Below are 25441 nucleotides of genomic sequence, written 5' to 3'. Positions count from 1 at the left end.
GGTTACTTCTCCTGGCTTGGGGTGTGATGAAGCTCTTGCACTTGGCCGTTTTCCAGGTGCCAGCGCGAATCGAGCCGAACGTTTTCCAATAACCGGCGATCATGGGTGACCAACAGGAGTGCGCCTTCGTAGCTTTCCAGCGCCTCCTCCAGTTGCTCAATGGCCGGAAGATCCAAATGGTTGGTGGGTTCGTCCAGCACCAGCAGGTTCACGCCGCGGGCCTGCAGCAACGCAAGCGCTGCACGGGTCCGCTCCCCCGGGGACAATGAATCCACGGTGCGGGAGGTGTGATCGGCTTTGAGGCCGAACTTGGCCAGGAGAGTGCGAACATCCGCACTGTTCCAGTCCATCAACACGGCTTCAACAGCGTCACCGAGCGGCCGCCCGCCGTCGAGCAGTCCACGCGCCTGGTCAATTTCGCCGATGGCCACCGAGGCACCCATGGAGGCATCGCCGTCGTCCGGTTCCTGCGTCCCCAACAACAAGCGCAAAAGCGTCGACTTCCCGGCACCGTTCGGTCCGGTAATGCCGATGCGCTCGCCGCCGTTGAGTTGAAGGTTCACAGGACCCAGCGTGAAGTCACCTTGGCGGGCGACGACGTTGCGCAAGGTGGCGACGACGGCACTTGAGCGGGGTGCCTGGCCGATGCTGAACTGCAACTGCCACTCCTTGCGGGGTTCTTCCACCTCGGTGAGCCGGGCAATGCGGGACTCCATCTGGCGGACTTTCTGGGCCTGCTTCTCGGACGATTCGCTGCTCGCGGCGCGACGGATCTTGTCATTGTCCGGGTTTTTCTTCATCGCGTTGCGGACGCCCTGGGAGCTCCACTCACGCTGGGTGCGTGCCCGGGAGACGAGGTCGGCCTTGGTGTTGGCGAACTCTTCGTAACGCTCCCTGGCGTGGCGTTTGGCCACAGCGCGTTCTTCGAGGAACGCTTCGTAGCCGCCGTCGTACACGGCAACGGAGTTCTGGGCGAGGTCCAGCTCCACCACCGTGGTGACACAGCGGGCCAGGAATTCGCGGTCATGCGAGACCAGGACCACTCCGCCGCGGAGGCCTTGGACGAAGGCTTCAAGCCTGGCCAGCCCGTCAAGGTCAAGATCGTTGGTGGGTTCATCAAGGAGGACCACGTCAAAACGGCTGAGCAGCAGCGCGGCCAAAGCCACGCGTGCAGCTTGCCCGCCGGAAAGGCCGGTCATCAGGGCGTCAGCGCCGAGCTCCAGTCCGAGGTCTGCCAAGACAGCAGGGACCCGGTCCTCCAGATCGGCTGCACCGGAGGCCATCCAGCGATCGAACGCCAGGGAATACGCGTCATCGGATCCGGGCGCTCCCGAGCCGAGGGCTTCGGCCGTGGATTCCATCTCATGTGTCGCTTGCGCACAGCCGGTGCGCCTGGCAATGTACGCCGCGATTGTTTCGCCGGCGGTGCGCTCGTGTTCCTGCGGCAACCAGCCCACAAAAGCGTCCGAAGGGGCAAGGCTGACGTTCCCCGCTTGTGGCTGGTCCACTCCGGCAAGGATGCGCAGCAGCGTGGATTTACCGGCGCCGTTGGCTCCCACCACACCCACAACATCTCCGGGCGCAACAGTCAGGGAAAGGTCCGAGAAAAGGGTGCGATGGCCATGACCACCGGCAAGATCCTTGGCCACCAAAGTTGCAGTCATTGTCTATCCTCCACCAAGGGAACGCAGAATTTCAGGCCGCGATTCCCGCGGGCATGGAAAAACCCGCTGGTCCGGACTTGGGGGGTGTACGGACCAGCGGGTTCAATCATCAAGCATAATTCAATGTGGCGTCAGCGTAAAATCGATCCGTACTCCCACTTAGGCCCCAGTTTGCTTCGCCTTCACGGCCCCTCCAGGAAAGTTCTCCATGCCCTTACAGTCCAAGGCGTTCCAGCGCTGGCTTCACGGTGTTGCGCCCGAGGCCAGCACAGCTGACGTCTGCAGGATCGCGGGCATCAAGCGAACAACGTTGGCCCAGCAGCTTGTCCGCGGCAAGGTTGCCGAGTCCACCTTGGTGAGTATCAGCCGCGGTTTCAACATCAATCCGGTACAGGCCCTGTCCACTTTTGATCTTTACGCCGACCTTCAGGGCCCCGCCGTCCCGCCCACGTCCTGCGAACTCGTCAGCCAGGTGGCCACCATCGACTTGCTGAGAGCAGTGGTGGACCGGAGCGAACCGGGCTCCTCCCCCGCTCCGCGCCTCTCGGAGCCCCCGCACCCCACGTCCGTGCGGAACTGGGTGGACGCGATCGACGACGGCGAGTTGCGGCACCGGGTCAGCGGCACCACCGGGATCGCGCCGCAGAATTTCTCCGCACATCTGACGGCCAACAGGCTCCCGCCGGAATTGGCTATCGCCACCTCGCGCGCTGCCGGGGTGGGGCCGGCAGGAGGGTTGGTGGCCGGGGGGCTGATTACGGAGGCCGAAGCCGGCTGGGCGCCCAATGCCAGGCAGGAAGCGCTGGACAGGATGTCCCAAAGTGCTTTGGCCACCCTTGCCGGCGAGCGGCTTCTGGCGTTGGGCAAGACGCTGAAGCGCCAGGAACAAGACCATGAACGAACTGAACGAATTTGGGAGAACCTCGGATGACGGCCGTCCTGCCCTGGATCACGCTGGCGGTGTGCCTTGCCATTACCCTCGCACGGATTCCCAGCGCATGGCGCGGAGAAAATCGTGAGGTTTTCTATGTTTTTGCGCTGATCTCGTTGAGCATCTTCATCAGCATTGAGGCCCCCTACCTGGTCATTGACGGGTGGTTCGGCGGGATGAACATCTGCAATCTGGTGCTCCGTTTCCTGCTGTACGGCACCTTCTATTTCATGGGCATCAAGATCGCCACAGCTTTCGGTTCGCCCTCTGCCGTGCGCGCGATCAAAGGCCCTTTGGGAATCACCGCTGCGCTGCTTGTGGGTGCTTTGACCATCTACTTCTTCATCATCACGGACACCCAAGGTTCCTCGGCCGGTATGAGCGGCTTGCACTGGGGACCGTCGTTGGAAGCGTACGCCTTCATGGGCCGCCTTTATCCCGGCTTCGTGGCTGCATGCCTGGTCCCCGCCATCTGGCGGACCGTGATGAGCACGGCGCCGATCCTGCTGCGGATCGCTTCGGCGTTGTTGCTGCTCGGTTTGTCACTGCTCCTGTTGTCACAGCTATTCCCGCTGATTCCCTTCTCAGAGGCATGGTTGAGGGTCCTCATCAACTACTCAGCGGCCACCTTTACAGCGATCGGTCTGGCCGGCATCTGGTTCTCCAAGTCAGTTGCGCGACGAAAGCAACGTCTCTCAGCGTAAGACTTTCACAAAACCATTAGATCGTGGCACAATCATGAATGTGTGAACGCGGCTTGCAGCCTGACACCGGAATCAGAGAACGGGTTTCCGGTGGATGTGGCGCCCACGTGATCACAATTGGGGGGATGAGTGGTGGCGGGCTGTTGGGGACCGCCCCCACTCAGCCTTTTTAAGGGCACGCTCGCACGCCGCCCGCCAAGCCTGGCCGGGACGGTGACTAAGATGGCTCCATGAACAGCCTTCGTACCCGCCGCTCTGTCCTTGCAGCTACTGTGGCCGCGGCCGCCCTTGCACTTTCCGCGTGCGGCGGAGGTTCTGCGCCCGCACAGTCCGGCGGTGACACGTCCCTTTCAGACGTGAAATCGAAGGGTGAACTCGTCATCGCCACCGAAGGTACCTACCGCCCCTTCAGCTTCCACGCTGACGGCGCCGGGGAGCTCACCGGGTTCGACGTCGAGATCGCCCAGGCTGTGGCCGGGAAACTCGGCGTGAAGGCTACCTTCCAGGAGACCCAGTTCGATGGCATCTTTGCCGGCCTGGAATCCAAGCGATTCGACACCATCGCCAACCAGATCTCCATTAACGACGAGCGCAAGGCCAAGTACGATTTCTCCACGCCGTACACCATCTCCACCGGCGTGGTAGTCACCAAGTCGGACAACAGCAGCATCAACAGCTTCGCGGACCTCAAGGGCAAGACCACCGCCCAGTCACTGACCAGCAACTTCTACAAGATGGCCGTTGAAGCGGGCGCCAATGTCCAGGCAGTGGAAGGCTGGGCCCAGTCCGCCACGCTGGTGCAGCAAGGACGGGTGGATGCCACCGTGAACGACAAACTCACGTATTTGGATTACGCCAAGAACACTCCCGACTCCGGCCTGAAGGTGGCCGCCGAGGCACCGGATAAGACCGAGAGCGCCATGGTGTTCCGCAAGGGCTCCACGGAGCTCACAGCAGCTGTGGACAAGGCGCTTGCCGATCTCAAAGCTGACGGCACGCTAGCCAAAATTTCGGAAAAGTACTTCGGCGCGGACGTCACCAAATAGATGAACTGGGACCTCATCTGGAGTTCCTTCGGGCCGCTGATCACCGGTGCCGTCACGGGGACCATTCCGCTGACGCTCGCGTCCTTTGCCATCGGCCTGGTTCTGGCATTGGTGGTGGCCCTGATGCGTCTGAGCCCCAACTGGTTCCTGTCAGGCATTGGCCGCTTTTACGTCTCGGTCATCCGCGGCACTCCCCTGCTGGTGCAGCTCTTCGTGATCTTCTACGGACTGCCCAGCATCGGAGTGAAGCTGGACCCGTGGCCCAGCGCGATCATCGCGTTCTCCCTGAACGTGGGCGGCTACGCGGCTGAGATCATCCGTGCCGCCATCCTGTCCGTGCCCAAGGGCCAGTGGGAAGCCGGCCACACCATCGGCATGTCACGGCCGCAGGCGCTGGTGCGCATCATCCTTCCCCAAGCGGCCCGGGTGTCCGTTCCGCCGTTGTCCAACACTTTCATTTCGCTGGTGAAGGACACGTCCCTCGCCTCGCTCATCCTGGTCACCGAACTGTTCCGCAACGCCCAGCAAATCGCGGCGTTCAGCCAGGAGTTCATGGCCCTCTACCTGCAGGCAGCCCTGGTTTACTGGGTCATTTGCCTGGTCCTTTCCACAGCGCAATCCGCCGTGGAAAAGAGATTGGACCGCTATGTCGCCCACTAACGAATCCGCACAGGAACCCCTCGTCGCCTCGGTCCTGGTGGCGCGGAACCTGGCTAAGGCCTTCGGAAGCAACGTTGTTCTGCGGGACATCGACATCGATATCCGGCGCGGCCAGGTGGTGGCCCTGATCGGGCCTTCAGGCTCCGGCAAGACCACGGTCCTGCGGTCCCTGAACGGCCTGGAGATTCCCGACGCCGGCACGGTCACCTTTGGTAGCGGCGATGACTCAGCCGAGCTCGCCATCGATTTCGGCGCCAAGGTGGGGAAGAAAGAGGTGGCTGCCCTCCGGGACCGCAGCGCCATGGTTTTCCAGCATTACAACCTTTTCCCTCACATGACGGTCCTGAAGAACATCATTGAAGGGCCCGTCCAGGTCCAAAAGCGGCCACGGGCGGAGGCCATTGCCGACGCCGAACGTCTGCTGGAGCGCGTTGGCCTCGCGGACAAGCGCGATGCCTACCCCTTTGAGCTCTCCGGCGGCCAGCAGCAGCGCGTGGGAATCGTCCGGGCGTTAGCGCTCAAGCCCCAGCTGCTCCTGTTCGACGAGCCTACGTCTGCGTTGGATCCCGAGCTCGTTGGCGACGTCCTCGGCGTGATCAAGGAACTCGCCGAAGAGGGGTGGACCATGGTGATCGTCACCCATGAGCTGGCTTTTGCCCAGCATGTGGCAGACGAGGTAATTTTCATGGACGGCGGCGTCGTGGTGGAACGGGGGCCGGCGGCTGAGGTGTTGCGGGAACCGCGTCAGGAGCGGACCAAGCTCTTTGTGAAGCGGCTCCAGCACGACGTCTAAGTGGTTCGCAGGATTTCAGTGGTTCGCAGGATTTCGTTGGTTCGCAGGATCCAGGTAGTACACAAATATGGGGGATAAATCCTTGGAAGAGACAGTCAGCGCGCCCGGCAGGGGTGGCTCCAAACGCACGGCAATCATTGTTGTTGTCCTTGTTGCGGCGTTGGTGGCCGTGGGGATTGGCACCTGGTTTACCCTCTTCCGGCCTGCGGAAACAGGCCGTGCCGACGTTATCCGCTTGGATAAGCACCGCATCATGGTGGACAACTCGATGAACCTCTACGATCCCCTGGTGGAACAGTTTTCGGGACGGTACTCGAACGCCATCTCCGAAAAAGCCGGACAGTCTGAAGAGGAGAAAGTCCTCAGCCAGGACCGTGAGCGCATAGTGCGCGAGTCACAGGCAAATCGCGAACGCTTGGAAAACATGGCTGAATCTCCGGTGCTCAAGGACCAGGAAGTCGCCGAGTCTTTCACCCGCTTCAAGGATCAGTACGGTGCGGTGATCGCGCACAACGATCAACTGCTGATCAATACCACCAACATCTACCGGTCTGTGGGCGGGCCCTGCGCAGCCCTGCATTCGTCACTGAACATTTCGAGCGAGTCCTACGCCCAGGATTACGTCAAGAGTGCTGATGAGTGCCTGGCCGCGCTGGGCGCCGCCAAGGACGGCGCTGACGCCGAGACCACCACCCTGCTCAGCGATGTTGAGGCAGTCATCCGCGGGCAGCGGGACAAACAACAGGAAGTGCTCAATAGCAAGGACCCTTTGGAGCGCCTGAGCAAGAGCACCCTCGCCGCCGTTGCCCTGTTGGATATCAATGAGGCATTCGCCAAGGCGCAGACAACATATGAAACTGCCACCAAGGACAAATACTCAAAGATCATCGAGAGTGCCAACAGCTCGAATTCCACCTTCGAAAGCGTACTCAAGAAGAGCCTGGAAAAGTTTGATGCAGCATCCGGTGAGGGGAAATAGCGATGACCATGGAGCCCGTTCGCAGTAAGAGCCGTCCCCTCCTGATTGCCCTCACCGTTGCCGTTGTGCTGGCCTTGGTTGCTTCGGTAATAGCGATTTCCTTGACCACCATGGCCGCTCAGCAGCGCAGGGAAAGCCTGGTCCTCCTCAAGGATGAGCGCCTGACGGCACTCGTCGATGCCAGAGGCAAAGTCCAGCCCGCAGTGAACAAGTACTTGGCCGCGTACAAGAAGGCCCGCAACGCCCCCGCATCACGCGAGGAAGCTGAGAAGAGCTCCGCCACGGAGCGGGACGAGTTCCAGCAGACCATCAAGTCCGCCCGCACGGCCTTGGCCGAGGCGCAGGCCAGCAACACCGCCGGTGCAGAAGCCGGCACGGTTACGGGGGCAGTAGACCTCCTTGGCGACTCCTACCAGGCTTACCTCGATTCCATGGAAGGCCTCGTGCAGTCCTACCCTCAGTTCGAAGGCCTCTTCAGGGAGGACGCAGGGTGCAGCGGACTGTTTGTGGGATCCAAAGCAGCCAACCTCCGGGAACGCCAAACACTCCTTGGACAGGCCGCTGTCCCTTGCCGTGAAGCGGTCAACCAACTCAAGCAATCCAAGAACGTCTCCTACGTGGAGTTTGCCCGGACCTTGGACAACGAGATTGCACAGCTGGAAGTGCATGCAGAAACAACCGCAAAGTCCGAGGAAAACTACAACGAATTCGTCCGGCTGAAGGACGAGTACGTCAAGAAGGTTGATGATGCCACCGCCCGGAATGCCCCCGACGCGGAATACCGCACCATTGCCGACGAACTCAAAGCCCTCAACACCCGGATAAAGAACAACAGGTCGGAGTTCGACTTTGCGGCCAAACGCTACCTGAACGGCGTGAAGGAAATGCCCACCTTGGTTGAGGAAGTGTTCTCCAAGAACGTCGCCGCCCAGATCAAACACCACGACACCGTGATCCCGCTTCGGGTCCAGGTGCTCAAAGATGCCATCGACGCCGAGCTGGCGGAGTAGTTCAGCGAACCACTTCCATCAGCGAATCAACCTCAGCGTGACCAACTGGAAGGGCCGGAGCACCAGCTTGGCGTCGGAGCCCTTCTCCACGGTCACCCCAGGAGTTTCGGTGGGGCGTTCCAGCAGGTCCGTGGCAACCACATCAGAGCACTCAAAATTTGCCCTGAGGAGGCCTGTTGAGCGCTCCCCCAACGATTCGTAGAGCCGGACAATCACATCGCCCGAGCCATCCTCGGCCAGCTTCACCGCCTCCACCACAATCGCGGGGTTGGTCACGGACAGCAGCGGCTCCACAGGCCGTCCGCCGGTGATGTGCCTCGGCTTCAGGTTGGTGCGGTAGCCCTCTTCCACGGCATCAGCGATCGCAGCGCCGGGCCGGATGGACATCTCAAGCGTGTGTTCGCCCCGGTCTGCCTCGGGGTCCGGGAACCGGGCGGAGCGCAGCAGCGAGGTGCGGACCGTCGTCGTGGTTCCGCCGTCGGCTCGGACCGCCCTGGTGACGTCGTGACCGTAGCTGGAGGAGTTGCACACGGCCACGCCGTAGCCGGGCTCTGCCACATGGATCCAGCGGTGGGCGCAGATCTCGAACTTGGCTGCTTCCCAGGATGTGTTGGTGTGCGTCGGGCGGAAGACGTGGCCGAATTGGGTCTCGGACGCTGACCGGTCCGCCCTGACATCCAAGGGGAAGGCGATCTTGAGCATCTTTTCGCGTTCCTGCCAGTCCACCGTGGTGCTGATCCCCAGCGACGCCGCACCGGCGTCGAGCGTCAGGCGCTGCGAAATGGTGGAGGCACCCACCTTGCGCTTGACCACCACGACGACGGCAGCCGGCGAGCGCTCAACCTCGACAGCGTCCGCTTGGGTCAAGGGAGTGACGTTGCGGCGGTAGAACTCTTCGATGTCCCAGGCGTCCCACTCGTTCGGGGTATCGCGGAACAGCTCCAGCAGGTTCCCGGTATGCCCGGGGGCGATGGCGTCGCGGCCACTGGCATGGTCCACCAGCGAGGTCAGCAGGCCATCATGGTTCAGGACGGCACGGACGATGCCGTTATCCAGAACGTAGCCGTCCTCCAGCTCCTCCACCGTGACTCCGGAGCCCGGCTCCGTTCCCTCGGCCGCCCCCAGCGCGGGGACGCCGTTACGCGGATGCGGGGCGGCGTTCAGCAGGAACTGTTGATCGCCCTCGCCTACCAGTGCTCGGGCTGCATGGCTGATGATCGCCTCAAGGTCCCTGGCTATGGCTTCATAGTTCCGTTCGGCGTCCTGGTGGACCCAGGCAATGGAGCTGCCAGGCAGGATGTCGTGGAATTGCTGGAGAAGAACCAGGCGCCAGAGCCGTTTGAGCTCGTCTGCGGGATACGCGTAGGCCCCGCCCAGGCGGACGGCGGCAGTGGCGCACCACAGCTCCGCTTCACGCAGCAGGTGTTCACTCCGACGGTTGCCGCGCTTGGTCTTCGCCTGGCTGGTGTACGTTCCACGGTGCATTTCCAGGTACATCTCACCCACCCAGACGGGCAGCTTGGTGTACTCGGCTTCGGCCTTCGTGAAGAAGTCCTTGGCTGTGCCCATGCGGACCTTCGGGGACCCTTCCAAATCTGCCGTGCGGTGGGCAGCGGCAACCATTTCGCGCGTGGGTCCGCCACCGCCGTCGCCATAGCCGAAAGGCACCAGGGACATGGTCCCGCGGCCGTGATCACGGTAGTTGCGTTCGGCGTGGGCCAGTTCGCGTCCGTGCAGCTCAGCGTTGTACGTGTCCACCGGCGGGAAATGCGTAAACAGGCGGGTGCCGTCTATGCCTTCCCAGGCGAAGGTGTGGTGGGGCATCCGGTTGACCTTGTTCCAGGAGATCTTCTGGGTGAGGAACCACCGCGAACCGGCTTCCTTGACGATCTGCGGGATGGCTCCGGAGTAACCAAACGAATCAGGGAGCCAAGCCTCCTGACACTCGATATCGAATTCGTTCAGGAAGAAGCTCTTCCCTTCCACGAATTGGCGGGCCATGGCCTCGCCGCCTGGCATATTGGTGTCCGATTCCACCCACATGCCACCCACTGGAACGAACTGGCCCGCCTTCACCTTTTCCCGGATCCGCACAAAGAGCTCAGGGAAGAACTCTTTCATCCACGCCATCTGCTGCGCCGAAGAACAAGAGAACACAAAATCGGGGTCTTCATCCATCAAGGCCACCACGTTGGAGAAGGTGCGGGCACACTTGCGGATGGTTTCGCGTACGGGCCACAGCCAGGCGGAATCGATGTGCGCATGACCGGTGGCCAGCAGTTCGTGGGCTGAGGCGTAGGCGGGACGGCCAAGGACCTGTGTCAGCTCTGCGCGGCCGGCAGCGGCGGTTCCGGCTACGTCGTCCGGGTCCATGACGTCCAGCATGCGCTCAAGCGCACGCAGGATCTCGTGGCGTCGTGGCATTTCGATGGGAAGTTCGTGCATCAAGCCGCTGAGGGTCCAGATGTCCTGGTTGAGTTCCCACACCGTTTCGTTCATTTCAGCGATGGCAATGCGGCCCAGTCTGTACTGGGGCTCTTCCCCGGAGGTCGCCTTATCTCCCAGGGGCGTGGGCGCGAACGACCACCCCTGTGCGACATCAGGATTGGCGGCGGCCTCCACGTAGAAGTCCACGGAGTGGCCTCCGCCCAGCAGTTTGAGCGGCACGTGGTAATTCCGGGGCGAAATCGCCTTGATGATGCTTCCATCGGAGCGCCAGGCGGTGCCTTCACACTGGAAACCGGGGACCTCGCTGTTGAAGCCAAGATCAACAATGATCTCCACTGTGGTGGACTCGGCCATGCCCCAGTCCTCCGGCACCTCGCCCTGCAGGCGCAGCCATTTGGTGCTCCAGGCCTTGCCCCACGCAGCTCCGGGCTCCTGCCGCACGTAGACCTGGCGTAATGCTTCGGCGGCCGGCACGGGCTCGCCGGGTGCGTCCCAACTGCTCAGCTGGAGCGGGATCGCCCGGCCGTAAACAGCCGGAAGAATGCGTTCCCGAACAAATCGGTCGAGACGCTGTTCAGTGATCCGACGGTCGTCGTGCAATGAGTTCCCCTTTGGGCGTTCGCTGGGTCATGAGTCTCGCTAACCGCGGCCCTTAAATGCTGGGCACGGACGGCGAAGGTGGTATCGCCGTGCTTCCAATCGATGGATAAAATTTACGTTGTTCCATCTTATTAGCCAAGTGACTGACGACTATCGCCAACGGTTTGCACGTCCATCTCAGGGGTGTCCACAACTATTCTGTCCCGCCCGGCGTACACATTAAGGCTGAGCCCGCGGCTGAAGCCAGCCAGCGTGATCCCCGTTTCCTCCGCCAGTTCCGCAGCAAGGCTGGACGGCGCGCTCACGGCCGCCAACACAGGAATCCCTGCCATGGCTGCTTTCTGCACGAGCTCGAAGGAGGCCCTGCCGGATACCTGAAGCACCGTGCCCTTCAGCGGGAGCATACCGGCGCGCAAAGCCCAGCCCACCACCTTGTCCACGGCGTTGTGCCTGCCTACGTCCTCCCGCAGGCACAGCAGCTCCGTGCTGCCGTCGTCATGGATCCTGAAGAGTCCGGCAGCGTGCACGCCACCGGTTTTGTCAAAGACCGCCTGCGCCTCGCGGAGGCGGTCCGGCAGCGCGGCCAGTGCCCGGACCGGGACCATGACGTTGTCCTCGCGCGGACTGTGGTGGGAGGATTTGCGGACAGCCTCGATCGAGTCCGTGCCGCAGATTCCACAGGAGCTTGAGGTGTAGACGTTGCGGCCGATGTCTGGCCGCACCACGTCCGGCCTCAGCTGGGCGTCCACCACGTTGAAGGTCTGCACCCCGTTTTCGTCCTCGCCGGAACAGAAACGCTCGGAAATCAGCTGGCCAGGCTCCCAAATGATCCCTTCCGAGACCAGGAATCCCGCGACGAGGTCGAAGTCGTCTCCGGGGGTCCGCATGGTCACGGAGAAGGACATCTCGCCCAAGCGGATCTCAAGAGGCTCCTCCACCGCCAAGACGTCTTCCTTGAAACGGACGGGATGCTCCACTGCCTGAGGCGAACCGTCCAGAACAAACTTGTGCACCTTGCGGCGCTGGGTTACGCGTCCCATATCAGGATCCGTTCTCCTCATGCTTGACGAAGCGCACCGTCATGGCTTTGTAGCCTGGGGTGTTGGATTCCCGTGCCACCAGTTCGCGGTGTACCAGCGCGTTGGCTTCCGGGAAGTATGCTGCGGCACAGCCCTTGGCTGTGGGGTATCCGATGAGCCGGAACTTGTCGGCCCGCCGTTCTGTTCCCGCGAAGGTGGAGATGACATCCACCAGGTCACGGTCTTCGAAGCCCAGTTCTTTCAGGTCCTCCGGGTGGACCAGGATCACACGGCGCCCGTCGGAGACGCCACGATACCGGTCATCCAATCCATAGAACGTGGTGTTGTACTGATCGTGGCTGCGAACCGTCTGCAGGATCAGGTGGCCCGCCGGTGCTTCAAGGTACTCCAGCGGCCGCACGGAGAAACGTCCCTTGCCGATGTCCGTGGCGAAGGTCCGGGTATCCCGGGGCGGGTTGGGCAGGACGAAGCCGTTCTTGGTTCGGACCCTGGCGTTGAAGTCCTCAAAGCCGGGAATGACACGCGAGATGTGGTCCCGGATGACGTCGTAGTCCTCGGCCATGGCACGCCAGTCCACACTGTGGTTGTCCCCCAGCGTCGCTTGCGCCATGCGGGCCACGATCACCGGTTCGCTCAGCAGGTGCTCGGACACAGGTGCCAGGCGCCCCTGCGTTTTGTGGATGACGGACATGGAGTCCTCCACGGAAAGGAACTGCTTGCCCTTGGGGTGTTTGTCATCCGTGTCCGTCCGGCCCAGCGTGGGCAGGATCAGGGACGTTTTGCCGTGCACCACGTGGGCGCGGTTGGGCTTGGTGGAAATGTGGACGGTCAGTCCAGCGTTCTTCAAGCCTTCCTCCAAGGCCGCCGTGTCCGATCCCGCCGCTGCGAAGTTTCCGCCCATGGAGACGAAAACATCCACCTCGCCCTTTTCCAAGGCGTGCTGGGTTTCCACGGAGTCGTAGCCGTGATCCCGCGGCATGTGGAAGCCGAACTCCGCATCCAGCGCGGCAAGGAACGGTTCCTTGGGTTTCTCCCAAATGCCCATGGTGCGGTCACCTTGGACATTGGAGTGGCCCCGGACAGGGCAGGCACCGGCGCCACGCTTGCCGAAGTTGCCCTGAAGCAGCAGGAGGTTGATGATCTCGCGGAGCGTATCCACCGAGTGCGGCTGCTGGGTCAAACCGAGAGCCCAGCAGATGATGGTCGCCTTCGACTCAGCCATCATCGCCGCCGCCTGGGTCACCTCTTCCCGGCTCAGCCCTGTTGCCCGCTCCGTTGCGGCCCAATCCAACACCGAACGGGCTTCCTTGTAGGCAGCGAACCCTTCGGTCTGCTCATCAATAAAGGAATGGTCGACGACGGTGCCCGGGTTGCGCTTCTCTTCCTCCAGGAGGAGGTGGCCCAGAGCCTGGAAGAGTGCGAGGTCGCCGCCTACTTTGATCTGCAGGAACTCGTCAGCGATGGTGGTGCCGCCACCGATGACACCGTTCAGGGACTGGGGATCCTTGAAGTTCAGGAGACCTGCTTCGGGAAGCGGGTTGACGGCGATGATTTTGCCGCCGTTGTTCTTGCAGTCACGGAGGGCGGACAGCATGCGCGGGTGATTGGTTCCTGGATTTTGGCCCACCACCAGGACCAACTGCGCGTGGTGAATGTCCTCCAGTGAGACGGTGCCTTTCCCAATTCCGATGGTGGGGTTGAGGGCACTGCCGGACGACTCATGGCACATGTTGGAGCAATCGGGAAGGTTGTTGGTGCCCAGGCTCCGCGCAAACAACTGGTACATGAAGGCGGTCTCGTTGGCCGTCCTGCCGGAGGTGTAGAACACACACTTGTCCGGGGTGGAGGCGTTGATGTGCTCCCCGATCAGGGCGAAGGCGTCGGCCCACGTGATGGGCGAATAGTGGGTGTCCCCCGGTTTGATGACCACGGGCTCGGAAAGTCGTCCTTGGCTTCCCAGCCAGTACTCGGTCTTATCCTCAAGGTCCGCGAGGGAATGCTTGGCCCAGAATTCGGCGCCCACTGTCCGGGTGGTGCTTTCCTCGGCGATCGCTTTGGCACCGTTCTCGCAGAACTCTGCGGGACTCCGCCTGCCCGTGATTGATTCCGGCCAGGCGCACCCCGGACAATCGAAACCGTCATGCTGGTTGACCCTGAGCATGGAACGGACCGTACGGCCCACCCCGGCTTGGGAGTAACCGCGTTCGAGGGCAACCGTGACAGCTTTGAGGCCTGCCGCTGCTTGTTTGGGCGGGTGGATCTGCAGGTCATCTTCGTTGATGTCCTGTTCTGGAGCATGCCTGTTCATGAGTCCATCATTGCACTTTGTCACCAGACCCAAAGCCCCATATGACACGACTCAAGCGTCCAGCGCGCTCCAGTCCACCGGGCCGGAAGGAGCCTTTCTTTGCTGCCTCGGCGCCGCTTTCCGGGCCTTCTCTTCCGGGGCTTTCGGCGCGGGCAGTGCTTTGCCCCACGGCAGGGCGAACGCAGGCACCATCTCACCCAGTTGGACTCCGTGGGGCGGCACCACCATCACCCCGTCCGCGCCGGCCAGGCCACGCATCATTCCAGGGCCGGCATGGTGGGTTGGAGACGCCAGCCCGTAGACGAGCTTGAACGGCATCAGGCGGGTGCGTCCAGGCTCGGCATCGATGGTGGTGCCGCAGGGAACCTCACCCACCTCTTCCAGACGGCCGTGTCCTAAAGCCGCCAGCAGGGGTGCGCCCACGGTAAACAAAGCCATCATGGCAGCCAGGGGATTCCCCGGCAGGCCCAGCACAAACCGGCCATCGGGCAACTCCGCCAGTACTGCCGGGTGTCCCGGGCGCATGGCGATGCCATCAATGAGCAAACTGCCGCCCAGTTCAGCTACGGCTTTTCGCAGGTGGTCGGTCGCCGAGCGTCCCGTACCGCCCGTAGTAATCACGACGTCGGCGGGCGGTTCCGCTTCAACGAACGGTTCGTCGGGGGTCAGTTCGTCCAGCGTCGGCTCGGTATCCTGGAGTGCGTCGATCCACTCTTCATAGTTGTCACCCACCCTGAGCTGTTCCCCTGCGATGCCGCCCAAAAGCTCCACCACGGCGCCCAGCTGCGGACCGAAGGTATCCCGGACCTGGCCAGGAAGCGGAACACCCCGGGTGACCACTTCCGAACCCGTCAGGAGGAACCGGACCAGCGGTTTTCCGAGAACCTCCAGCTGATCCAGGCCGGCAAGCGCTGCCAAGGCAATGTGTGCCGGATTCAGAACCGTCCCGGCGTTAAGCAGGACGTCACCCTCGGCGGCCTCCCCTGCAGCTTTACGGATGTGTTGGCCGTTGCGGGGCTCCCCCGGTTTGGCGCTGCCGCCAAGTGCAAGCACCGGCAGGCCGTCGTCGTCGGTGGTTATCACACCGCTCTCGCTGCGCAGTACTGCCTTGGCCCCGGGCGGAATCAGCCCGCCCGTAACTATGGGACTGGCTTGATGCGGCGCCAGCCGCTGCCCCGGCTCGTTGAGGATCCATGGACCACTGCCGTTGACGGCCCACCCGTCCATGGCGGACGAAGCGTAGTGGGGCATGTCCTGCACGGCCAGGGCATCCGAGGCCAGGGTGCGCCCAAGGGCTGCACTAAGCGGGACAGGGCCGGACGGAATGGGAGCGGCGACATCAAACGCGCGCTGCCGGGCTTCATGCCATGTGTGTGCCGCGTGATGGCCCTCGTGGGGGGCCACCGTCATTCCGTGCCGGTCCCGGACTCCGCATACTCCTTGGCAATTTTGCGGGCCAGTTCCAAGGCAGCGTTCATGGACGCATCATCGCTGGCCTGGCCGATCCCGCGGGCCATGCCGGCGGCATATCCGGCAATGAACGTTGTCAAGGGCGCAGCAGGGCGCACCACTGAGTGTGCCGCAACACCTGCCACCGCTAGGACCTCGTTGATGTCCACTTCCACGCCCTCAAGCTCGAAAGCCTGAAGCAGTGTCCGGCACCATTCCTCGAGAGTCTCTTCCTGGCTCTTCACGTCCGCCTCCAACTCGTAGTCAATGCCCAAGGCCGCCGCGTCCTCCCACGTATCCACGTCCTCCGTGGACCCCGCGGGGACCTCAACCTCCAGCACGTTCAGCCTAGCAAGCAGCCGGAACACTGAAGAGTTCGTTAACCCGGAACCTTCTGACGCTACACCCACTTCCCTTTCCAAGGCGGCCGTACTGTAGGCCCCCAGGAGTGGTTGCTTCCGCCCGTCCACAGAGACAGCCATGGCGCCTTCCACCCCAGGACTGGACTCCAATGCGGGCCACAGAAGGCCAACTCCGCGGGAGGCATGCGGCATATCGCAGGCCAGAACCAGCGTCCACGGTGCGTTGGGGCCATTCTTCTTCAACTCAGCCAGGCCTGCTGCAATGGCTGCCGCAGGTCCGGCGAACACGGGCTCCTCACGTGCCCGCAGGATCCTGACCGGGAGCTGTCCGCCGGCGCCCGCATCCGGCCCCACCACAACAACCGCCGAAGCACCCCGGGCAGCCTGCAGGGCATGCGAAAGCAGGGTATCGCCGTCGTACTTCAAGGATGGCTTGGGCACGCCACCGAGGCGGGTGGCCCTGCCACCCGCCAAAATCACGGCGTTGAACTCCATCCGCCCAGACTACCCGGGCGGCCGAAGCACAACAGAAATCGATCAGGCAGCGGATTCCGGCAAAAGGAACGGGTCCCAGTCCGGCGCAGGTTTCTCGAGTTCTTTGATCTGCCACATGGTTCCCTGGGGCACACCGGGTTTGAAACGGAGCTTCCAGCCCATCTCGGCCAGCGTGTGATCGCTCTTGGCGTTGTTGCATTTCAAGCACGCCGCAACCAGGTTTTCCCAGGAATCCGCGCCGCCCCTGGACTTGGGGTGGACGTGGTCTATGGTGTGGGCTGTTTTCCCGCAATAGGCACAGCGGTGTCCGTCGCGGCGAAGAACTCCACGACGACTCACGGCGGTAATCCTGTTGTACCGGGGGCGGATGTAGCGGTTGAGAAGAATCACGGATGGACGTCCGAGAACTTCCTGTGGCCCGACGACAGGCTCGTCGCCTTCGGCCACTACGCTAGCTTTCCCCGTCAACACAAGGACCAGCGCCCGGCGGAATGTTATTACCGCCAGCGGTTCATATCCAGCATTCAGAACGAGTGTGCGCATGCACGTACCTCTTCACGGCCGCACCCGTCAGGGGCACGAGGGCCGGCTGCCCTCTGCTTGTACGGGCTGTGGATCGACACCATAAGGGTAAGCACTTATATGCCGTATCAACGAATTTTTCTGTCGTTTCGCTCACAGTGTCGGCAAGAATTCACGCGCGGTTAAAGCAGAACACCCCGCCGGCCGAAGCCTGCGGGGTGTTCCAAAAGAGGGTGTATCAGCCGTTGACGCGAATGAAAACCGGGCCGGAGCCCACGTTGACGCTGAACAGTGCCGTGGTGGATCCGTTCCATCCACCGTGGACTGCCTGGCCGTTGCCTACGTAGACAGCGATGTGCGCCTGTCCAGCTAAACCACCGTTGGCATAGTAGGCGAGGTCGCCGGGCTGGGCTTCTGCTGCACTGACCGTGCGGCCCAAGGAGAGGTAGCCTGCAGGCCAGTCGTGGAAGTTGATGCCCACGGCTGCAAGGGAGTTGGTGACCAGCATGGTGCAGTCCTGGGTGACGCCAAGCTGGGCGTAAGCAGCTGCCGCGATGGCTGCGCCGAGCCCGCTGGAAGCGGCCGGAGCTGCCGGTGCGGGGGTCGTATTGCTGACCGCCACAGTAGCGCTCGCTGCCGGAGCGGCCTTGGCGGCAACCGGAGTTGCTGCCGTGGCTTCGGCCTTGGCTTCAACCTTGGCCGGGGCTTCTTCCACTACTACGGGAGCGGGGGCTTCCACGGTGGTGACCACGGGGCGCTCGTAAGAGATCGCCACAGTGGAGTCCGCTGCGATGGTGGCCTGGACTACCGACTGAACGTCCAGAGTGGACGTGGAGGTCGACTCGCGGTCCACGTTGGTCTCTGCAGCGTTGGCAGCGATGCCACTGGTCAGGACCAGGCCTGAAGCTGCGGCGATCACTGCTGCCTGGCGGCCAACGCCGCCGGCGTTGGAGCTGACAGCCTTGGCGATGACGGCAAGCGAGCTGGTCTTAGGGGCCTCAGCGCGGTGCCGTGCAAGCTTGTTTGCACTGGTCATGATGTTCTCTTTTCGTATCCGAGTGCCGTTGGGGTGCACACGAGTAGTGGGTTGGCAGGCACTGTGGGCATGCCGGCCGACCCCCGAACTGGATTATTTAGCGGAGGGTGTAGAACGAGGAAGTGCCGGTGGAAGCCACGGAGTGGAGCAGCGTTCCCTGACCGGGGTTCAAAGCGCTGATCATCATGCCGTTGCCAACGTAGATGCCCACGTGGGCTCCGCCGTTCTGCATGACGAGGTCGCCGGGAGAAGGAGTGCTGGTGGGGGTCATGGCCGTCCAAGCATTCACGCGCGGGATGCTGATGCCCGCCTGTGCATAGACCCACTTGGTGAAGCCGGAGCAATCCCAACCGTTCGGCGTTGTGCCGCCCCAAACGTAGGGAGAGCCGATTCCGGTGTAGGCAATGGCGGCCAAGCCGGAGGCTGCTGCGCTGGCAGCCGGATCTTTGGCAGTGGAGGACTTCGCCGTCACAGCTTCAGAAGCTTCTCCGGTGGTGGCCGCTGCGCGCTCAGTAACCCGCGCTGCGCGCTGGACTACTTTGGGGGCTTCTTTCGTGGCCACGGTGGGGCTTTCGAAGGAAACGGTGGCTGTGGGCTCTGCTGTGACCACTGCCGTAACAACCAGCTGTTGAGCGCTGGAGGCTTCGGTCTTGGAAACATCGGCGTCTGCTGCGTGTGCGGGCAATCCGACGGTGAGGACGAGGCCTGAGGCTGTTGCGAGAACGGCGGCCTGGCGGCCCACTGTTCCGGCGTTGGAGGAAACAGCCTTGGAAAGCGTGTTCAACGGGTTCGTACGAACCGTTTGGGCGCGATGGCGCGCAGGGGTAGTGCGTGATGACACGTAGGTAGCCTCTCCCAATGCCTGCGAGGTGAGCTGTCGGATTCGGATGGGAGTCATCCGGCCGCGCTGCTTCCAAGAAGTTTTGCGACTTAACCCCAAGGCCTTCTTTCGAAGACCAGAAGTGGTTCCCCCGCCCCTGCCAGACGATTTTTGCGAACGGACCTTGAGCGGTGGCAGAGCTAGGCAATCCACTCAAGTGCACCGGCCCCCTAAAAAGCCGATGCGCTCTGTACGCTACAACAATTGAACGCGAATGTCACATTCAGGTCACGGGGCGTCCCGCTCATGCGAGAGGCGACCATCATCTGACTTAGAGCCAGCCCATGGGGTCTACTACTTCGCCGTTGACCTGGACCTCGAAGTGGAGGTGGCAGCCGGTGGAAGCGCCCGTGGTGCCGCTCAGCGCAACAGTATCGCCACGGTTGACGGTCTGGCCCACCTTGACAGTGAATGACGACAGGTGGTTGTACGTGGTTTCGAGGCCGTTACCGTGGTCGATGACCACGCGGTTGCCTCCGCCATACTCGTGCCATCCGGCGAAGGTGACCTTGCCGGTGGCTGCTGCGTGGACGGCGGTACCGCACTGCGCTACGAAGTCCTGACCCCGGTGGAAGTCGCCGGCGCCGCCCGTGAGGGGGCTGATGCGGTAACCGAAGGGGGATGCCGTGGTGAGCGAATCAAGGGGGCTGGCCATGGTGCCGACGGACGAGGCGCGCTGGATGCTTCCGGCCGACTGGGCGCTGAGCAGTTGCTTCAGCTTCCCATCGGGGTCAGCGGCAGTGGCGACGGCGGCGCGGCTGAAGTCGATCTTGGCCGAAGCGGCAGCGGAAACCTCCGGCTGGCTACCGGCGGGGGCTGCGACGGCGAGGGCGGATTCGGTCTGGCCTGATTCCGAGGTGGCCATGACCGGGCTGGTGGCCGGCAGGCCGACAGTCAGGGCGAGTCCGGTGGCGGCAAGCGCAACACCGGCCTTCTGCCCGACGCCGCTGGCAGCGGCGAAGTCGGCAACCTGGCGCATGGGGCTCTTACGGCGGCGCACCTGACGTTCGGTGTCGCGGGGCCGGATCTCCGTCACGACGGTGGCTGGCCGCAGCTCAGCAGCGGGGCCGGACGCACGGCGACGGCCCCTGACGTTCTGCGATGTCAAACTCTGTTCCTCTCTCAAAAGCCTGCGAAGTTAGCTGTCGGATTCGGGTCAGAGAGTACAAAGACCCGGTCCGCACGAGGCGCTCACGGCACACAGGTATCCCAAGAGGGACTTGCATACGTGGGCACTTCTGCTGCGGACTTCACCCCAAGGCTGCTTCTCTAGACAGCCGCTTGTGGTTCCCCCGCCTCTGCCAGTGGTGGGTGACACACCTGATCCGCTGGCAGAGCTCGGCTCCGGATCAGGTAACGCTTTGGTATCGGCGCTAGTAAATAACTATAGGGGATTAAGGCCTTCGGTAATAAATTCGTTATCAACAGGAGCGCGCTCAGCGCGGAAGGCCCTTATCATCTTTTTCGGAAAACCGCCGGTCACGCGCGCAGAACAGGCGCAGAAGTGAGGTTTGACACGCTGTGGTCCAGCTGCGGTCAGCTGACGGAGACGAAGACGTGCGCGGCCACTTCGGGAGGCAACTCCAAAGCGCCTTCAATCCCGGGAACCCGAACCGAAATGTACTCGCCAACGCGTTCCAGCGAGACCGTCGCCCCCGGGCGGATTCCGCCCTCGTCCAGTTGGGTCAGGAGCTCAGGCTCCACCTGGATGGGTTCGGCGAGACGGGTCACCGCCACGCGTGAGTCGGGGGCATATCCGTCCATGGCCTGAAGCAGGTTGACGTCGAGCCGGGGGAAGGGCTGACTGGCAAGGCCACCGAGCGCCTCAAGTCCGGGGATCGGGTTGCCGTAAGGCGATTCCGTGGGATGCTCCAGAAGCTCGTAGAGTCGTCGCTCCACCCGCTCGCTCATGACATGCTCCCAGCGGCACGCTTCATCGTGGACGTAGGCCCAATCCAGCCCGATCACATCAGCCAGCAGGCGCTCCGCCAGGCGGTGCTTTCGCATGACCTCCGTGGCACGTTTCCGTCCGGCTTCGGTCAGCTCCAAGTGGCGATCGTTGGAAACAATCACCAGGCCGTCGCGTTCCATGCGTCCGATGGTCTGGGAAACAGTGGGTCCGGAGTGGCGCAGGCGCTCGGCAATGCGGGCCCGGAGAGCCACAATGTTTTCTTCTTCAAGCTCCAAAATGGTCCGAAGATACATCTCAGTGGTATCGATCAGATCCGTCATCCAGCTCAGCTCTCCTCGAACGCAGTTTCTTGCGTAATCTCCACCGTACCGCGTCCCTTGCCAGGGCGGTCGGTGTGCACCGCCGCCCCTTGAACGCCAACCCCCAGCGTAGCTTATTTGGAATTACTCTGGATAATTCCGGTCGCATTCGGTGAGCCCGCATTCCACGTAGCGGACTATGACGGCCGCAGGTTCCTGCGCGCGGGCCGTGTCAGGCAGAATTGGGGTGTCGAGGGGGCAGCTGATGCCCCATGCCACCTCCCATCTCTAGCCGACACCCATTGGAGCGCCACGTGAGCGACAACAGCATCACCATTCCCGCCGACCTGCTGCCCAAGGACGGACGCTTCGGCGCTGGACCGTCCAAGGTTCGCCCGGAACAGATCGAGGCTCTGTCTGCAGCATCGTCCACCATTCTCGGCACCTCCCACCGCCAGGCTCCGGTCAAGAACCTGGTTGGTTCGGTCCGTGAAGGACTCAGCCAGTTCTTCCGCGCTCCGGAAGGGTATGAAGTGGTCCTCGGCGTGGGCGGTTCAACCGCATTTTGGGATGTGGCTGCGTTTGGCTTGGTGGAGAAAAAGGCCCAGCACCTCTCCTTCGGTGAGTTCGGTTCCAAGTTCGCCGCCGCCACCAACAAGGCACCCTTCCTTGATGCTTCGTCCATCATCAAGGCCGAACCCGGAACCCGCCCTGTGGCACAGGCCGAAGCCGGTGTTGACGTCTACGCCTGGCCCCAGAACGAAACATCAACCGGCGTAGCCGCTCCCGTAAAGCGGGTCCAAGGTGCTGACGAAGGCTCCCTCGTTCTGGTGGACGCCACGTCAGCGGCCGGTGGACTGGACGTTGACGTCGCCGAGTCCGACGTCTACTACTTCGCCCCGCAAAAGAACTTCGCCTCCGACGGTGGACTGTGGCTGGGTCTCTTCTCCCCCGCCGCCTTGGAGCGCGCGGCCCGCGTCAAGGCCAGCGGCCGCTGGATCCCTGACTTCCTGGACCTGCAGACCGCCATTGACAACTCAAAGCTGAACCAGACCTACAACACCCCGTCGCTCTCCACCTTGGTGACCCTGGATGCCCAGGTACAGTGGCTCAACAGCAACGGCGGCTTGGACTTCGCCAGCAAGCGCACGGCAGATTCCGCCAACCGCATCTACTCCTGGGCTGAGGCCTCGGAGTACGCAACGCCTTTCGTCGCCAAGGCCGAAGACCGCTCCAACGTCATCGCCACCATCGACTTCGACGACTCCATTGACGCCGCGGCCATCGCCAAGGTCCTGCGCGCCAACGGCGTGGTGGACACGGAGCCTTACCGCAAGCTCGGCCGTAACCAGCTCCGCATTGCCACCTTCGTCGCCATCGAGCCGGACGACGTTTCTGCGCTCCTTGCGAGCATCGACTACGTTGTGGGCGAACTGAAGAAGTAGCACCACAGGATGTCGTCGGCGTCGTTCGGGTCGTTCCCGGACGGCGCCGCCGCCGTTTAAAGTCCGTTACGCGCCCTGCCTGCGGGCCTCGCCGTCGTCAGTTTCCGGACGCGCATTCAGCGATTCCACCCGGAAGTGCCTCAGTCCGCGGGCCCGCCGGTCAAAACGCAGCCGCAGCTGCTTGGCGCGGATGATCCACAGCAAACCCACGACGGCGGTGCTGACGCCGGCAGCCGCTGCGACGCCAACGGCCCAGCGCGGGCCGCCGACGTTGGCCACCCAGCCCACCAACGGTGCCCCAATGGGGGTGCCGCCCATGAAGATGGCCATGTAGAGGGACATGACCCGCCCGCGCATGACGGCCTCGGTGGTGGACTGTACGTAACCGTTGGCGCTGGTGATCAGGGTGAGCGCGAAGAGCCCGCAAGGAATCAGGGCCAGCCCGAAAAGCACTGCGTTCGGTGCCATGGCGGCCAGTGCGCTTGCCACGCCGAAGCCCCCGGCAGCCCCGAAGATCAGCCTGAGCCGCGGCCTTCCGCGTCTGGCAGCCAACAGTGCACCTGTCACCGAGCCTATGGCCATGACCGAGTTCAAAGCTCCGAATGCGCCTGCGTCCATGCCGAACTGGGTCCCCACCATCGCGGCAATGAACAGGGGAAAGTTGAGCCCGAACGTTCCCACAATGAAGACCGCCACCAACACCACTTGGATGTCCGGCCTGTTACGGACGTACCGTAAACCCTCCCGGATGCGCCCCTTGCCCGCGGGCGCCTTCGGTTGGATGCGGAGTGAGGATGTGGGAATGAGCTTCAGGGCCCAGAGCATGGCAACGAAGGACAGGGTGTTGATGAGGAACACCCAGCCGGGGCCCACCACCACCGTCAACACACCGGAAACGGCGGGGCCGATCATCCGGGCCACGTTGAACGAGGCGCTGTTGAGGGCAACCGCGTTGGGCAGGTAATCGTCGGTGACCAGTTCGGAAACGAAGGTCTGGCGGACGGGCGCGTCCACGGCGGTGACAATTCCGAGCATGAGGGCAAAGAGGTAAACGTGCCAGAGTTCAGCGATGCCCAGCAGTACCAACACGCCCAGTCCCGTGCTGAGGAGGGCCATGGCCACCAGGGTGATGAGCAGGAGCCTGCGCCTGCTGTAACGGTCAGCCAGCAGCCCCGCCCATGGAGCAAGGAAAAGTTGGGGACCGAGTTGGAGTGCAAGGGTGATGCCCATGGCCCCGGCGTCGTGCGCGGTCAGGTGGTCAAAGACCAACCAGTCCTGCGCCGTCCGCTGCATCCAGGTGCCGATATTGGAGATCAGCGCACCGAAAAACCAGATGCGGTAGTTGAGGATTCCGAGTGACCTAAAGGTGGACATCAGCGTCCGCCTTCACTGTGGTCACCCCGGGTTTCCGCAATGCCTATTCAGCCCCGGCTTCGTCGTGGTCAGCGTCGTCGTCTGAGTCGGCCTCAGCGTCGTCGTCGGCGGTTTCGGTGGCCTCGTCTTCGGCGGCCTGCACGGACTCTTCCGAGACGTCCTCAACGGTCTCTTCCACCAACGGCGTCTCATCCTCGGGACGAACGCGTTTGGCCCACGGCACCCACTCGGGAGCCAGGATGGAATCCTCGGAAGGCAGCAAACCGAGCTCGCTCACCGTCACGATCTTGGAGCGCGAGTTGCGGGTCACCACGGCGTACCACTGCCAGCCGCCGTAGCCGGCCAGACGGGACTCGAACAGGTGGGTCACCACACGGTCACCCTCCGACTTGGCGCCAAGGTGCGCCCCGACTTCACCCGGGTTGGCGATGCCTTCAACTGCACCACGAGCAGCATCGACGGCGGCAGCCAGGAACGCGTCCGGCTTGCCGGTGCGCCACACGGGTAAACCGGTTCGGGATTTGGCCGCGCCGGGCTTCCGCGCGGGGGCGTCCCCGTTTCCAGGAGCCTGGGCAGCTTCAGGGCCGGCCTTGGTGTCCTGTGCGGATTCCGATGTCATGGCCGGTCCTAAGCTTCCAGCTCGTCGGCAACCTTGCGCAATGCCAGGCTGATGGCCTTGGCCTTGTTGCCGTCCGGGTACTTACCTGAGGACAAGGAGCCGGAGAGGTTGTCCAGCACCGTGACCAGGTCCTGCACCATGGGTGCGAGGTCCTTGGCGTTCATGCGCTTGGCCTTGGCGATGGAGGGCGTCTTTTCCAGGACCCGAAGTCCCAGCGCCTGTGCTCCACGGCGGCCGTCAGCCACACCGAACTCAACGCGGGTACCGGCTTTGAGCTCCGTTATGCCCGCGGGCAGGGACGTTTTGGGCAGGAATACTTCCTGGCCGTCTTCAGCTGCGAGGAATCCGAAGCCTTTTTCCTTGTCATACCACTTGACCTTGCCGGTAGGCACGTAATCAACCTTCTTCGTTCTTGCTGTGGGAGACACGTCGGGCACATCACCGCATCCGCAGGGATCTGCGGGATCGAGGGTGACAGCCCGGTCCGTGCTGGTCTGTTCCTTCAAGGTTATCCTGCCGGACCCCCTATTCCCGCTTTGCCGCGATCACGCGGTACCTGAACCGGAGATCACGCAGTCCCCGTCACGGGCTGCTGCTAGCGTTGTGACCATGACTTCCCCGGGTTACCGCCGCCCTCTCATGATCATCGCCGCCGTCATTGCCGTCATCTCCCTGGCAGCCGTTGGCACGGTCATGGCTGTGGCACTGAACGAGGACGTGCCGCCGGTATGGGTGACCTGGACGGCCCTGTACGGACTGCCGGTGGCCTTCATGCTGGCCGCATTCCTGGTCCTTGACGCTGTTCGCCAGCGCCGCCGGCAGTAGCCTCCAGCCCCACCGACGAGCACCAGCGGCCCCGGGGCGG

Annotated in this window: 23 protein-coding genes and 2 riboswitches; of the genes, 9 read left to right on the top strand and 14 right to left on the bottom strand. The window is 62.9% G+C overall.

The annotated features are described in order from the left end of the window. Positions 1-2 precede the first annotated feature (2 nt). Complete coding sequence (locus AR689_RS12695; protein ID WP_062070654.1) at positions 3-1664, bottom strand: ABC-F family ATP-binding cassette domain-containing protein; 1662 nt, start codon at positions 1662-1664, stop codon at positions 3-5. Between the two features lie 208 nt (positions 1665-1872). On the opposite strand from AR689_RS12695, the gene AR689_RS12690 reads away from it, so the two are divergent. The 7 genes from AR689_RS12690 (at position 1873) to AR689_RS12660 (ending at position 7787) form a co-directional block, all read left to right on the top strand. Beyond that, complete coding sequence (locus AR689_RS12690; protein ID WP_062070652.1) at positions 1873-2595, top strand: hypothetical protein; 723 nt, start codon at positions 1873-1875, stop codon at positions 2593-2595. Continuing rightward, positions 2592-3299, top strand: coding sequence for a hypothetical protein (locus AR689_RS12685; protein ID WP_062070650.1), 708 nt, complete (start codon positions 2592-2594; stop codon positions 3297-3299). Before AR689_RS12690 ends, AR689_RS12685 begins: the two co-directional genes overlap by 4 nt. A gap of 230 nt (positions 3300-3529) precedes the next feature. Beyond that, positions 3530-4345 (top strand): amino acid ABC transporter substrate-binding protein, encoded by an 816-nt coding sequence (locus AR689_RS12680; RefSeq protein WP_062070648.1) that lies wholly within the window; start codon positions 3530-3532, stop codon positions 4343-4345. Further along, on the top strand, positions 4346-5005 hold the full coding sequence (locus AR689_RS12675; protein ID WP_062070646.1) for an amino acid ABC transporter permease: 660 nt from the start codon (positions 4346-4348) through the stop codon (positions 5003-5005). After that, positions 4992-5798 (top strand): amino acid ABC transporter ATP-binding protein, encoded by an 807-nt coding sequence (locus AR689_RS12670; protein ID WP_062070644.1) that lies wholly within the window; start codon positions 4992-4994, stop codon positions 5796-5798. The genes AR689_RS12675 and AR689_RS12670 overlap by 14 nt, the downstream gene beginning before the upstream one ends. 67 nt (positions 5799-5865) lie before the next feature. Further along, positions 5866-6777: a hypothetical protein gene (locus AR689_RS12665; RefSeq protein ID WP_062070642.1), complete on the top strand. Its 912-nt coding sequence runs from the start codon at positions 5866-5868 to the stop codon at positions 6775-6777. 2 nt (positions 6778-6779) lie between these two features. Further along, positions 6780-7787, top strand: a complete 1008-nt coding sequence (locus tag AR689_RS12660) for a hypothetical protein (protein ID WP_062070640.1) — start codon at positions 6780-6782, stop codon at positions 7785-7787. A gap of 18 nt (positions 7788-7805) precedes the next feature. Here AR689_RS12660 and AR689_RS12655 read toward each other — a convergent pair whose 3' ends face one another. The 10 genes from AR689_RS12655 to AR689_RS12610 form a co-directional block, all read right to left on the bottom strand. Then, positions 7806-10835, bottom strand: a complete 3030-nt coding sequence (locus AR689_RS12655) for an alpha-mannosidase (protein ID WP_062070638.1) — start codon at positions 10833-10835, stop codon at positions 7806-7808. 131 nt (positions 10836-10966) lie between these two features. After that, positions 10967-11875, bottom strand: coding sequence for a formate dehydrogenase accessory sulfurtransferase FdhD (gene fdhD / locus AR689_RS12650; protein WP_062070636.1), 909 nt, complete (start codon positions 11873-11875; stop codon positions 10967-10969). A gap of 1 nt (position 11876) precedes the next feature. Continuing rightward, positions 11877-14183: an FdhF/YdeP family oxidoreductase gene (locus AR689_RS12645; protein ID WP_197412871.1), complete on the bottom strand. Its 2307-nt coding sequence runs from the start codon at positions 14181-14183 to the stop codon at positions 11877-11879. Between the two features lie 51 nt (positions 14184-14234). Then, complete coding sequence (locus tag AR689_RS12640; RefSeq protein ID WP_062070634.1) at positions 14235-15593, bottom strand: molybdopterin molybdotransferase MoeA; 1359 nt, start codon at positions 15591-15593, stop codon at positions 14235-14237. After that, positions 15590-16489 (bottom strand): NTP transferase domain-containing protein, encoded by a 900-nt coding sequence (locus tag AR689_RS12635; RefSeq protein ID WP_062070632.1) that lies wholly within the window; start codon positions 16487-16489, stop codon positions 15590-15592. The genes AR689_RS12640 and AR689_RS12635 overlap by 4 nt, the downstream gene beginning before the upstream one ends. A gap of 42 nt (positions 16490-16531) precedes the next feature. Then, the gene (locus AR689_RS12630; RefSeq protein ID WP_011773756.1) at positions 16532-17032 is read right to left on the bottom strand and encodes an HNH endonuclease; all 501 of its coding nucleotides are present in this window, start codon (positions 17030-17032) and stop codon (positions 16532-16534) included. A 217-nt stretch (positions 17033-17249) separates the two neighbouring features. Continuing rightward, a complete protein-coding gene (locus tag AR689_RS12625) occupies positions 17250-18047 on the bottom strand; it encodes an NlpC/P60 family protein (protein ID WP_062070630.1) in 798 nt (265 codons plus the stop codon). Positions 18048-18144: 97 nt separating this feature from the next. After that, positions 18145-18888: a C40 family peptidase gene (locus tag AR689_RS12620; protein ID WP_286158882.1), complete on the bottom strand. Its 744-nt coding sequence runs from the start codon at positions 18886-18888 to the stop codon at positions 18145-18147. A gap of 4 nt (positions 18889-18892) precedes the next feature. Then, a riboswitch (cyclic di-AMP (ydaO/yuaA leader) is annotated at positions 18893-19053 on the bottom strand. Between the two features lie 145 nt (positions 19054-19198). Next, positions 19199-20035, bottom strand: coding sequence for a M23 family metallopeptidase (locus AR689_RS12615; protein ID WP_062070628.1), 837 nt, complete (start codon positions 20033-20035; stop codon positions 19199-19201). 4 nt (positions 20036-20039) lie between these two features. Then, positions 20040-20251, bottom strand: a riboswitch (cyclic di-AMP (ydaO/yuaA leader). Between the two features lie 212 nt (positions 20252-20463). Beyond that, on the bottom strand, positions 20464-21159 hold the full coding sequence (locus AR689_RS12610) for an iron-dependent transcriptional repressor DtxR (protein ID WP_062070626.1): 696 nt from the start codon (positions 21157-21159) through the stop codon (positions 20464-20466). A gap of 293 nt (positions 21160-21452) precedes the next feature. On the opposite strand from AR689_RS12610, the gene serC reads away from it, so the two are divergent. After that, a complete protein-coding gene (serC, locus tag AR689_RS12605) occupies positions 21453-22583 on the top strand; it encodes a phosphoserine transaminase (protein ID WP_062070624.1) in 1131 nt (376 codons plus the stop codon). Between the two features lie 66 nt (positions 22584-22649). On the opposite strand, the gene AR689_RS12600 is transcribed toward serC, so the two are convergent. From AR689_RS12600 to AR689_RS12590, 3 genes are read right to left on the bottom strand one after another with little or no spacing between them, the layout of a single operon-like run. Next, positions 22650-23957, bottom strand: a complete 1308-nt coding sequence (locus AR689_RS12600) for an MFS transporter (protein WP_062070622.1) — start codon at positions 23955-23957, stop codon at positions 22650-22652. Positions 23958-24000: 43 nt separating this feature from the next. After that, entirely contained in the window at positions 24001-24576 is a 576-nt protein-coding gene (locus AR689_RS12595) for a DUF3027 domain-containing protein (protein ID WP_062070620.1), read from the bottom strand. A gap of 8 nt (positions 24577-24584) precedes the next feature. Next, a complete protein-coding gene (locus tag AR689_RS12590) occupies positions 24585-24968 on the bottom strand; it encodes a cold-shock protein (protein WP_024819803.1) in 384 nt (127 codons plus the stop codon). 217 nt (positions 24969-25185) lie between these two features. Between AR689_RS12590 and AR689_RS12585 the strand changes: the two genes are divergently transcribed. After that, positions 25186-25401: a hypothetical protein gene (locus tag AR689_RS12585; RefSeq protein ID WP_062073774.1), complete on the top strand. Its 216-nt coding sequence runs from the start codon at positions 25186-25188 to the stop codon at positions 25399-25401. Positions 25402-25441: the final 40 nt, after the last annotated feature.

Source organism: Arthrobacter sp. EpRS71 (genome assembly GCF_001512285.1).
GTDB lineage: Bacteria > Actinomycetota > Actinomycetes > Actinomycetales > Micrococcaceae > Arthrobacter.
This window is presented reverse-complemented; position numbering and strand designations above follow the sequence as displayed.

Coding starts and splice junctions, on each gene's coding strand:
- AR689_RS12695 (WP_062070654.1), bottom strand. CDS start 1,664: ATGACTGCAACTTTGGTGGCCAAGGATCTTGCCGGTGGTCATGGCCAT.
- AR689_RS12690 (WP_062070652.1), top strand. CDS start 1,873: ATGCCCTTACAGTCCAAGGCGTTCCAGCGCTGGCTTCACGGTGTTGCG.
- AR689_RS12685 (WP_062070650.1), top strand. CDS start 2,592: ATGACGGCCGTCCTGCCCTGGATCACGCTGGCGGTGTGCCTTGCCATT.
- AR689_RS12680 (WP_062070648.1), top strand. CDS start 3,530: ATGAACAGCCTTCGTACCCGCCGCTCTGTCCTTGCAGCTACTGTGGCC.
- AR689_RS12675 (WP_062070646.1), top strand. CDS start 4,346: ATGAACTGGGACCTCATCTGGAGTTCCTTCGGGCCGCTGATCACCGGT.
- AR689_RS12670 (WP_062070644.1), top strand. CDS start 4,992: ATGTCGCCCACTAACGAATCCGCACAGGAACCCCTCGTCGCCTCGGTC.
- AR689_RS12665 (WP_062070642.1), top strand. CDS start 5,866: ATGGGGGATAAATCCTTGGAAGAGACAGTCAGCGCGCCCGGCAGGGGT.
- AR689_RS12660 (WP_062070640.1), top strand. CDS start 6,780: ATGACCATGGAGCCCGTTCGCAGTAAGAGCCGTCCCCTCCTGATTGCC.
- fdhD (WP_062070636.1), bottom strand. CDS start 11,875: ATGGGACGCGTAACCCAGCGCCGCAAGGTGCACAAGTTTGTTCTGGAC.
- AR689_RS12645 (WP_197412871.1), bottom strand. CDS start 14,183: ATGAACAGGCATGCTCCAGAACAGGACATCAACGAAGATGACCTGCAG.
- AR689_RS12640 (WP_062070634.1), bottom strand. CDS start 15,593: ATGACGGTGGCCCCCCACGAGGGCCATCACGCGGCACACACATGGCAT.
- AR689_RS12635 (WP_062070632.1), bottom strand. CDS start 16,489: ATGGAGTTCAACGCCGTGATTTTGGCGGGTGGCAGGGCCACCCGCCTC.
- AR689_RS12630 (WP_011773756.1), bottom strand. CDS start 17,032: ATGCGCACACTCGTTCTGAATGCTGGATATGAACCGCTGGCGGTAATA.
- AR689_RS12625 (WP_062070630.1), bottom strand. CDS start 18,047: ATGACCAGTGCAAACAAGCTTGCACGGCACCGCGCTGAGGCCCCTAAG.
- AR689_RS12610 (WP_062070626.1), bottom strand. CDS start 21,159: ATGACGGATCTGATCGATACCACTGAGATGTATCTTCGGACCATTTTG.
- AR689_RS12600 (WP_062070622.1), bottom strand. CDS start 23,957: ATGTCCACCTTTAGGTCACTCGGAATCCTCAACTACCGCATCTGGTTT.
- AR689_RS12595 (WP_062070620.1), bottom strand. CDS start 24,576: ATGACATCGGAATCCGCACAGGACACCAAGGCCGGCCCTGAAGCTGCC.
- AR689_RS12585 (WP_062073774.1), top strand. CDS start 25,186: ATGACTTCCCCGGGTTACCGCCGCCCTCTCATGATCATCGCCGCCGTC.